This is a genomic window from Arthrobacter flavus (assembly GCF_039526005.1).
GTDB classification, from domain to species: domain Bacteria; phylum Actinomycetota; class Actinomycetes; order Actinomycetales; family Micrococcaceae; genus Arthrobacter_D; species Arthrobacter_D flavus.
Map to the genome: position 1 here is coordinate 1 of NZ_BAAAIJ010000027.1, position 9570 is coordinate 9570.

A 9570-nucleotide genomic window follows, 5' to 3' on the forward strand; every position below is an offset into this window, starting at 1 on the left:
AGAACATCCATCTCAGCAGGGCCACGAGCCCCTATACGCTTACGACACGAACCCGGCTTTCACCACGAACCACGGAGAGCCATCAACGGCCGCCTGGAACACCTCCGCGGCTCCGCCTTGGGCTTCCGGAACCTCACCAACTACATCGCCTGATCACTACTGGAATCCGGCGGATTCAGACCGCGACTACACCCTCAATTATGAAGAGCCACGTTTCCCTCGGATCTTCGAATATGTGACTGGATACTATGTGGGGACGACGACCGGTAAGACGTGAGCTGCACGCTCGGTTGAGAGGGGGACGGGGATCAGCCCCCTGCCACGGCGGCGGTTGGCCCTCAAACAAAGCCATGAAACTGCGCCATAACTCAGCTTTCGTCCGATTCTGGACCGCTTCAACCGTGTCAGACTTCGGTACCTACATCACCACCGTGGCACTCTCAGTTCTCGTATTGGTGACTCTGAATGGCACCGCTTTGGACCAAGGGTTTGTCAACGCTGCGCGCTGGGCACCCTATTTACTCTTTGGGCTACTCGCGGGGATCTGGGTAGATCGTTTCCGTCGGCGCACAGTCCTCATAGCCGGTGATCTCGGTCGCGGAATAGTTCTGGCCCTCTTGTGCTTGCTAGGGGTCTTGGGTTTCCTCAACGTCCCTGCGGTAATGATCCTAATATTCATTTTCGGGACACTGGCCCTGATGAGCGACGCCGCTTATCAGTCCTTCTTGCCGCAACTGGTTCCCAGGCCGCTCCTTACGCGAGCCAATGCCCGGCTCCAGCAAAGCGATACCGTAACTCAAACCACAGGAAGCGCAGTAGCCGGCGGCCTCGTCGCAGTGGTCACAGCACCCCTCGCCCTACTCTTAGGAGCAGTAACCCATTTCCTTTCCGGGGCCGTCCTTCTCTCCCTGAAGCACCCGGCGACAAACAAGCCACCCGTGCATACGGATGGTTCTCTGCGCCGCAAAATTGGTGAGGGATTGCGCTGGATCTACGGCCACCCTCGACTGAGACCATTAGCCTGGTCAAGCCATGCATGGTTTATCGGTTCCGCCATGATGGGCACAGTTCTCCCGGCCCTTGTTCTGAACGATCTGAAGCTTGGCGCGCTGGGACTCGGCCTAGTTTTGAGCGGTGCCGGAGTCGGCTCCGTAGTCGGAACTCTTATTTCTATCCGCATCGGCGAGAAGTTGGGCACTGGCAGAACCATAGTGACAGCACGATTGATTCAGCCTGTGGCGCTTGCCCTCATTGCGCTCTCCCCTTTGATCGCTGTTGCTGTTGCAGATGGTCCTCTCGATGTGCAAACCTATGGCCCACCTACCGAATGGCCGGTGGCGCTTTGGTCGGCATTTGCTGTCGCAGTGGGAGGGCAGTTTCTGTTCTGGCTGTCGATGGGCGTCGAGGGCCCGCTAGAAATGGGGTATTGGCAGGCTGTAACGCCAGACAGCTTAATCGCACGAATGAGCGCTACTAGGCGCTCAATAAACCGAGGAATGATCGTTCTTGGCGCGCCCCTCGGTGGCGCAATCGCTACTTTCTCGACCTCATCAGTCGCCCTCTGGGTAGCAGCCGGAATCATGCTGCTGTCAGCCTTGGTGCTCCTGTTTTCAAAGTTCCGAAACGCAAACGTAGAAAAAGATCAGCTCACCGACGAAGAAGCACTCACACACTGAGTGCCGCCTCGCTAACCATCGTTACCGGGCACGCTGGGTGGCCGGTCGCAGGGACCCTGTTGGGCGTAGAACACCCGACTTGATGCCTCGGACTGAGTGGATCGATGCAAAATTAGGGAATGAGTATCGGTAGTGAGATCCCACCCTGGCCGTCTTCAAATCCCGAGCACGGCCGTATCCGGCTACGCAGGTTCACGGATCTAGACGTCGGGATGGCTAGGGATCTCTCCCAAGATCCGTATGTGCCCAGTGTGGGAAGCCTCCCACCAAATGCCACTGATGAAGAAGCCTTGGCATGGGTTGAACGTCAGCAGCAACGCCACATCGATGGGACAGGATTCTCCTTTGTCATCGCCGATGTCGAGACCAATCGTTCACTTGGGACCATCGGACTATGGACACAGGAACTGGCCGCAGGCCGCGCCCAGATTGGTTATGGCATCGCCCCGAAGAAGAGAGGCCGCGGTCTTGCACTCGATGCCCTCCACGCTCTGACTACCTTTGCCTGGACAATCCCTCGACTGCATCGAGTAGAGCTGTACATAGAACCATGGAACGCCGCTTCAATCCGCACCGCCGAGAAAGCCAGCTACGAACGAGAGGGCCGGCTACGCAGCCATCAGGAGATCGCCGGAAAACGATGCGACATGTTCCTCTACTCCGCAATCCGAAAGAATACTTTGCCCAGATAAGTCGGCTGACGGTGGCGCTAACCCCTACAAGGAAGCTCTTATCGCGGCGATCGCAATACCATCTCACTCATCAGGGTCTCTGAATCCATCGTTTCCGGTCGTTGCCGACCCGGCTCGGACCGAAGCACTTACCGGATGGAACCGTCTCCTCGGAGTCATCATCGCGGCCGAGTTTCTCTGGGCATCTAGCTGTACTGTCTGGCCTCGCAAGGCGGCTCTACCATCCGCCCACCCTCCATCCCTGTCTTGACCGAAGCCAACGTCGGCAACTGACCGCCTTTATTCCGATGACAACGCAACCCCGGGCGCTGCGTCGTAGGCGGATTGTCTTACGTGCCGTCGGCTGAGCTTTTGCGCGAGTACCAGAGCGATAAGGTCAAAGCAACGCCCCAGATGAAGAACAGAGGGTCCCATAGCCAAGCATGGCCGATCATCGCGTTCAGGTCGTAGCCGCCCGCAGGGCGGATCGCGCCGGCTAATACGGCGCCGCTGACCACCGTATTCACACCGCCATAAATCACTAGGAGAAGGCCTCCGACCCAGCTCACCGCACGCCAAAACCTACGCCATGGTAGTCGTCCATAAGCGACGACAACGGGGATCGTGGCGGCTAGCAACTTCCCTACGGCAACAATTCCAAGCGCAAGACCTGCTTCAAACGGGGCCTCGACTGACAACTGGACTGCCCATTGGCCGACCGTGGCAAGGAGCCATCGCCCACCAAGGGCCCAATACAAACTAAACCCGGCATGCACCGTACCGGCTATGCATGCCACCCACGCCAAGGTCCGACTGAGGGGGAACTTCTTTTCGGGCGTCACCTGGCTCACTGTAGCTAACGGCGGAGGGCCATTTTCAACGGCAGTCTCACGCGTAACAATTGCCGCGCCGCTTGCTGAACAGTCTTGACCGGCCCAGCGGCGTCTTACAAACCATCGTTAGGGGACGGCTCCATCGACGGTGCCAGGCAATATATGGAAGGGTCGATTCTATGCTTTCCGATTTCGCTAAGGTCTGGATCCAAGGTCAGAACGTGCTCTTCTATGAGATGGAGAACGACGCGATTGTCTCCGCTTGCCGACGTAGCCGGCTAATTAGATCGGAGGGTAGTGAATGAGGCGGACGCTGCAACCTGCGGGGTTGTCTCGCGTGTTCTCGATCGGGTGGCTGATGTCTCTAGCCTTCACTCAAGGCCGCGTTGGTGCGGTCCTCGCCTATCCACTCTGCCTGTTGATCGTTGCTGTCTATGCCCATTGCGGTCAGGTCTATGAATCGCCGGACAGAAGCGGCATGGTGATCTTTGGCCGGTATCGGCTTTGGGTGGAGCTCGTCGCAGGGGCGCTCATATTCGTCGCGGGGACGCTGATCGCATTCTCATTAATACCGGTTCTCGGCCCGGCCACAGTAGGTGTCATGGCGGTTGTTTTCAGCCTCCTCCTTTGGCTGGGAATTGCGCAGATGGGCTCAGCGGCAATGGCAGCTACCCCAGTCGGCTCAGAGACTCCCAAGGGTGACAGGTGGCAGGCAGCAGCGCTCGCCCAGCGCCCGGGAACCCGTTTCTCCGCCCTGCTCTTGACGAAGCAACTGATAGATTCTTTGCCGACCGGCGACATTGCGGTCGCGACAGCTGCTGACGACCGGTTGCTTCGCGCTTACGAACAGTTCGGCTTCACCGCTGGCAAGTCCAGGCGTGTCTACCGCGTAGCTTCTTAGAACGAGACCGATTCTGTGGGCGCGCCGCATCAAGGGCTTATCGCTATTTGGCGGTCCCTCTGAGCGCTCACCAGCGGCGTTTGCCGCATCTCCTCTAGCAGCGTCTCTGAATCCATCGTTTGCGTCCAACCGCTGCGTCTTCGGGAAAGAAAGCGCGGGCGACTATATTTTTGGGTATGGGCCCGACAACAGTGACCGCTCCAACCGTTCGTATTGCTACGCGAGATGATCTCGATGATTTGGTTGGGCTAGGTCTTGGCATCCAGGAGCTTCATGCCAACGGGCGCCCGGATCTATTTAGAGATCCTGACCCAGACGCACTCAGAGAGTTCCTCGCCCTGAAACTTTCTGATGAAAGCACAGTCTTGATAGCCAGGGACGAAGGGCAGGCCCTCGGCTATTTGCTCGCTGAGCACACAACAAGGCCAGCTAATCCATTTCGGCGATCGTCCTCGTCTTTCTACGTTCATCACATCGCTGTGGTAGCTACCGCCCAGCACAAGGGGGTTGGGAAGTTACTGATGGATGCCGCGGTGAAGATAGCCCAGGACAATGGTGCAGCCGCTATTCGTCTAGATTCATGGCAATTCAACAGCCAAGCTCATGGCTTCTTTGAGTCTCAAGGCTTCGCCCCGGTAAACGTAATTTTCGAACGAACGCTTACCGAGCTTTCTTAACACACTTCGTGACTCGTCGGACGCGTCCCATAAGTCATCATTTTCGGCCGGTGGCTGAAGTCCCACAAAGGGGGCAGCTTGCCTTATTGAAACAGCTTCAAAAGGTGTACGGGCCTAGAGCTCGTTCAGCCAAGGGTGCTCGGGGTGAGCGACTTCCATAGCTGAGCGCAGCCACCGACGATCGGCGCTCTCCAGCAAGGGAAGGCACGACTCGAAGTCCGCTTGATCCTTTGGCCGGAGGCCTGGAGCTTTGTGCAATAGCTGGATCTCAGGCCACAAATAGTTGATGCTGTCTCGAGTCCAAAGGATGTCTTCGGTCAGGCGATGTATGCGCGTATCCCGCTTGTAGGTCCACACCGAATCGGTCGCGTCCATGAGAATAACGTCGTACTCCCACGGTTCTGCCCCACTCGCACGCAGCCACAGATTCCCAAAGGTGGACGGAAGCGGTTCGTCCACCTCACCAATGAGTGGCCAGAGGGTCCCCTTATTAGCGGCCCATACTTCCAATCGGGACATAACATGTTGTCGCAGGAGGGCGACGTCGGATCGCGGGATGCTAACGTCCAAGTCGCTATGTGGGCGCTGTTTCCCGGTGAACGCTTCGATGGCCCACCCGCCGGCGATCCACCATAGACCCGAGTACTCGTTGCACAGTTCGGCCGCGTCAGATGGAGTGCGATGATGCCAAGGCCCATACAAGCGAATGATTTCCTCGTGATCCAGCACCCTCCAAGTCCAAGTGGCTCAACTTTGCAGGTCGGCTCGTGAGGATCCGCTCGCGGGACAACAGAACCGCCAATCGAAGCTGTGATTAACCGCCATTCCTAGGTCACAGTCACACTCCAGCGCCGATGCCGCAAACTCGGCCACGACCTGGACCGCGAAGACTTCACCGATGCCCAAGCCATCGCCGCGATAGCCCGCGTTACTCGCGGCAACTTCCGCCTCGGCGACAGACTCTTCACCCAGATGGAACGGGTCATGAAAATCAACGAATTGAACACCATCACCAACGACGTCGTCGAAGCCGCCCGATCAACCCTCGTCATCGGTATCACCTGACCCGCGATTCCTAGTTGACAGTCACAGCTGCCAGGTGGCAGATGAAGCCCGTACCAAAAACGACCGGTTCTGCAACGAAGCACCAGTTACGTCTAAAAGGGGCCCGGCTCAACTCTCAGATAAGTCGTCCTCCCAGACCAGAATCTCGCCGGGTTGACAGTCAAGCACTCGGCAAATTGCATCAAGGGTCGAGAATCGAACAGCCTTGGCCCGCCCGTTCTTGAGGACGGCCAGGTTAGCGGGAGTGATCCCGATCCTGCTCGCGAATTCACCCACTGACAGGCCACGCTCGATCAGATGTGCGTCGATCACCACTCTGATTGCCATCAAACGACCTCATCGAGTTCAACCCGCATGAAAGCCGCCTTGCATAGAAGTGAACGAAGGACCAGCAGGACGAGTGTGAACGTAGCCCCCACAAGTGCACTCGCTAGCAGTAATAGGCCCAGTGCTGGCGGTCCAGGAACGAAAAACATGGTGCTCACAATGATGACAGTCGCTACAGCAAGGGTGCACGCCATGACATTGACGAGTCTGAGCGATGAGGATCCGAAGATTCGGCCGTTACTGATCTGTCCGACCAGGATCCAGGTGATGGCGAGGATGACTTGCACACAGACGCCGAACGCGATCGCGGCTGAGACGAGAGGGGTCCGGAGGTCTACGAACTCGGGATAGGTCCTCGCTAGCGATTGCGCAGTGAGGGAGACACCAATTTGTCCACCAACGACTGCGAGGAAAAGGAAGGAGAGCGCTACTCGTGTTGCCAGTACCGTGGTCGGATTAGCGTGTTGCAGTGAGGCTTTCATGCTCAAAGTATCGATTATCAATCGATTGATTGTCAATAGGCCCATTTGCTTCTGCCCGACGACTGGCGACTGGCGACTACTTGTTCTGATTTGCCCGGTGCTGCCATGCCTGCTTGATTCCCTCGCGCACGGCGGCTTTGATCACCCCATAAAGCACATAGAAAAAGACGACGCCGAAAACGACGAACAACACAATGGAGTTGAGCCAGGATGGGTCCATCGATCCAACGTACCCGGGATCGCCCTCATCTCCACGGTAGTACCAACGTCCGCCGGTCGATCGACGCTGGCCCCCTCGGGCTGGACAGCCGACGAATGAGCACTGCTCAGGGTGAGCCGCTTCCAGCCAATCATCGATTGGCATCACCGGGGGTTGTGAAAAGGAAATCGCCGCCAGCTTGTGACTGCAATTGTGCCTGCCGCCCGGCCCCGCTATCGGAGGCCGCGTTGGATGTCCCTGAGCGCCATGGTGTGGGCGCGGAATGCTTTGCGGCCGCTACGGGTCAACCGGAACACAGTCTGAGGTTTCTTCGCGAGGAAAGATTTTTGGGCCTCTAAGTACCCTTGATTCTCGAGGATCGCGGCGTGCTTGGACAGGAGGGCGTAACTGATGCCGAGCTCTTCCTTGAGAACCTGATAGGTAGCGTCATCGACGCTCGACAGAGCAGCCATAATGGTGAACCGCACCGGCGAATGGATCACATCATCGATCCGGGACATGGCCTCCCCCAGACTCATCTGCCTCGGGCCGCCAGCCACACTGAGCACGCCGACAAGGGCAGGACGAGCACGATAGCGGCGAGGGCAGCGACCCCGAGGGACACTTCGGCCTCATTCGAACCAGCCGGCCCCAGAATCTGGTTGGAGACCCCTCCGCCGACTCCTAACCAGAGGGCAGCCAGTCCCTCGACCAGGTTGAAGTGCCGTGGGCGCACGGTGCGGGTGTTCGCCCGGCTGAAAAGGAACACGACGAGCAACACAATCAGGCCGCCGACAATTATGATCCCGCCGACCCCGCCCCAAAAATCGGCGCCGCGGTGAAGCATCGCGACCATGAACAAGCCGCCGATCACCACCCACAAGGCTAGTAACGACGCTTCTTTCCGGCTCGAGAAACCACGCCGTCGGGACGTCGAATCATTCTTCTCCGGTCGGGCAAAGGCGTGAGCGCGGCCTGCTTCCATGTCCACACACTATTGAGCACTTAACGATCCGTCAACAGAGAATCAAAGAGCTGCTGAATAGACGGCACCCTTCACCTAGTGCCCGCAGGAGGATTGATGCTTACGCGTCTGGTAACTCCTCTCACCCGATACAGTGACTCCATGTATCCAGTACTTGTCGTCGGTGAGGCATGACCGTCCCGCATCTTGACCGATGGCCGCCCAGCGGCCGCGAGTACCGCCGCTCAGAGGTGACAGTGTCCATCGGAAGTGGCGACATAGTCTGGCGGCGTGCAGCTGAAGGAGTGCTCCACTGGAAAGTGAAGACTGCGAGTGGATTTGAGGTGGATGCCGTGTGTCCGGCTGTGCCAGGAGCCCGTGTCGTCGTGACGGCCCGCCTTTTCGGCCTCACCGTCATCGAACCAGTCGAAGTGATGTACGTAGTGCAGGAAGCGACGAGGAGCGGGTTCTCTTACCGGACTTTGCCGGGGCATCCTGTCGACGGTGAGGAATCCTTCATCGTTTACCGTCGCGGCAACGAGGTATATCTGACTATTCGCTCGCTCACCCGGGCAGCGTCAAAACAGCCATGGCGGGCACTTTTCCCAATCCTCCTGATCGCCCAACGTATAGTCCAAAGAAGGTACCGGCAGGCGCTGCAGTAGTAGCCGGCCAAGCATTGAGTGATGCAATGATCCGCAGAGTTTGCGAGATCCAGTGTCTCGTTGAGGAACGCTCAAACGGACGGCGAGGCCGCCGGTATCGATTGCCGGCGGGCTCGCTCAATCATCCTGGTTCCACGGGGAGCCACAGTTCGCACGTGGCCGTGCTGAAGCCATACGCGCGGTTGAGCACTGCAACGATCGAGGGGCTCGGCCGGAGCCGCCACGGGTTCGAGGGGAACCAGTCCGTCGTGGTCGCCGCCCAGGCCGACTGTAACGTAGCAGGATACTCACCCTCGGTGCGGAACACCGCCCAGGTCCCAGCAGGAACGTCGATCACGTCAACGTCCGCGGGCACGGACGTTCCCTCCGTCGCGGCGACGCCGTGGACAGATCTGAACGCTCACCCGAAGGCCTCGGTCGACCCGTAGCCGTAGCGCACCGCAATGCTCAGCAGGTCCTCGTCCCCGAGGACCTCTGCTGCGGCAATAGTCATGCGGCGACGCCGGACGTATTCGGACAGAAGCATCCCGGCCAATGAAGAAGACATCCGCCGGAGATGGTACTCCGTGGTGCCGAGTCCGATGGCAAGCTCAGCTACATCAATGTGGTCGGCCTGACGTTCCTCAACCGACTCAACCATTCTGTTCAATTCAGCGATCACGGTTCTCCCTTCAACCTCCATACTTCCGGGCCCTCGAGAAGGGGCGCCCGACTATCTCTGCCCGCTTCAATCAGATCGAAAGAGGCGTCTGCACCGTGCCCGATAGGCGGTACCCAACCGCAACGGCAGATTAAGCGAACCTATACGGACTCCTGCATAGACGGAATGGGCTGTGAATCACAGCGATGAGTGGCGTGGTTTTCGCAGCGTTTGATGGCCGAATCACGTCCGTATCGGGATCATCGAAGGCAAGCGTCTTTTGTGATGCGTCAGGCTACCGAGCGACTGGGAGGAGCAGTTGCACGAAACGCTCAATCACCTCATCGTGATTCACCGCCGAGTCAACCGGAACGGTGATCTGATCGAAGGGGACTGCTGAAGGTTTGGTTGACTCCTGACCTGTGAGGATTAACCTCGCGGGTGGAAGGATGTTCATCATGCCTAAAGCC

General features: G+C 58.2%; 12 protein-coding genes and 2 pseudogenes. 6 read left to right on the forward strand and 8 right to left on the reverse strand.

Annotated elements, in window-relative coordinates; translation table 11 throughout:
• Positions 1–350: 350 nt before the first annotated feature.
• Positions 351–1676 (forward strand): MFS transporter, encoded by a 1326-nt coding sequence (locus ABD059_RS07450; protein ID WP_343878744.1) that lies wholly within the window; start codon positions 351–353, stop codon positions 1674–1676.
• 119 nt (positions 1677–1795) lie between these two features.
• A complete protein-coding gene (locus ABD059_RS07455; protein WP_343878745.1) occupies positions 1796–2368 on the forward strand; it encodes a GNAT family N-acetyltransferase in 573 nt (190 codons plus the stop codon).
• A 329-nt stretch (positions 2369–2697) separates the two neighbouring features.
• Here the strand turns inward: ABD059_RS07455 and ABD059_RS07460 are convergent, their stop codons facing one another.
• Positions 2698–3198 carry a DUF3995 domain-containing protein gene (locus ABD059_RS07460; protein WP_343878747.1) on the reverse strand — a complete coding sequence of 167 codons (501 nt, stop codon included), beginning with the start codon at positions 3196–3198 and terminating at the stop codon, positions 2698–2700.
• A 310-nt stretch (positions 3199–3508) separates the two neighbouring features.
• Here ABD059_RS07460 and ABD059_RS07465 point away from each other — a divergent pair, with 310 nt between their 5' ends.
• On the forward strand, positions 3509–4081 hold the full coding sequence (locus ABD059_RS07465) for a hypothetical protein (RefSeq protein WP_343878749.1): 573 nt from the start codon (positions 3509–3511) through the stop codon (positions 4079–4081).
• Between the two features lie 176 nt (positions 4082–4257).
• The gene (locus tag ABD059_RS07470; RefSeq protein WP_343878751.1) at positions 4258–4758 is read left to right on the forward strand and encodes a GNAT family N-acetyltransferase; all 501 of its coding nucleotides are present in this window, start codon (positions 4258–4260) and stop codon (positions 4756–4758) included.
• 114 nt (positions 4759–4872) lie between these two features.
• On the opposite strand, the gene ABD059_RS17740 is transcribed toward ABD059_RS07470, so the two are convergent.
• Positions 4873–5487, reverse strand: coding sequence for a nucleotidyltransferase domain-containing protein (locus ABD059_RS17740; RefSeq protein ID WP_377959557.1), 615 nt, complete (start codon positions 5485–5487; stop codon positions 4873–4875).
• A 114-nt stretch (positions 5488–5601) separates the two neighbouring features.
• On the opposite strand from ABD059_RS17740, the pseudogene ABD059_RS07475 reads away from it, so the two are divergent.
• A pseudogene (locus tag ABD059_RS07475) lies at positions 5602–5823 on the forward strand (AAA family ATPase); the annotation flags it as partial.
• 108 nt (positions 5824–5931) lie between these two features.
• On the opposite strand, the gene ABD059_RS07480 reads toward ABD059_RS07475, so the two are convergent.
• The 5 genes from ABD059_RS07480 to ABD059_RS07500 form a co-directional block, all read right to left on the reverse strand.
• Positions 5932–6150, reverse strand: a complete 219-nt coding sequence (locus ABD059_RS07480; RefSeq protein ID WP_343878753.1) for a helix-turn-helix domain-containing protein — start codon at positions 6148–6150, stop codon at positions 5932–5934.
• Entirely contained in the window at positions 6150–6632 is a 483-nt protein-coding gene (locus ABD059_RS07485; protein WP_343878755.1) for a DUF2975 domain-containing protein, read from the reverse strand. Before ABD059_RS07485 ends, ABD059_RS07480 begins: the two co-directional genes overlap by 1 nt.
• 76 nt (positions 6633–6708) lie before the next feature.
• A complete protein-coding gene (locus ABD059_RS07490) occupies positions 6709–6996 on the reverse strand; it encodes a hypothetical protein (protein WP_343878757.1) in 288 nt (95 codons plus the stop codon).
• Positions 6997–7064: 68 nt separating this feature from the next.
• Positions 7065–7370 (reverse strand): winged helix-turn-helix domain-containing protein, encoded by a 306-nt coding sequence (locus tag ABD059_RS07495; RefSeq protein ID WP_343878759.1) that lies wholly within the window; start codon positions 7368–7370, stop codon positions 7065–7067.
• A complete protein-coding gene (locus tag ABD059_RS07500) occupies positions 7367–7816 on the reverse strand; it encodes a hypothetical protein (RefSeq protein ID WP_343878760.1) in 450 nt (149 codons plus the stop codon). The genes ABD059_RS07495 and ABD059_RS07500 overlap by 4 nt, the downstream gene beginning before the upstream one ends.
• Before the next feature lie 170 nt (positions 7817–7986).
• On the opposite strand from ABD059_RS07500, the gene ABD059_RS07505 reads away from it, so the two are divergent.
• Positions 7987–8460, forward strand: a complete 474-nt coding sequence (locus ABD059_RS07505) for a DUF1990 domain-containing protein (RefSeq protein ID WP_343878761.1) — start codon at positions 7987–7989, stop codon at positions 8458–8460.
• Positions 8461–8581: 121 nt separating this feature from the next.
• Here the strand turns inward: ABD059_RS07505 and ABD059_RS07510 are convergent.
• Positions 8582–9121 (reverse strand): annotated as a pseudogene (locus ABD059_RS07510) (GyrI-like domain-containing protein).
• Positions 9122–9570: the final 449 nt, after the last annotated feature.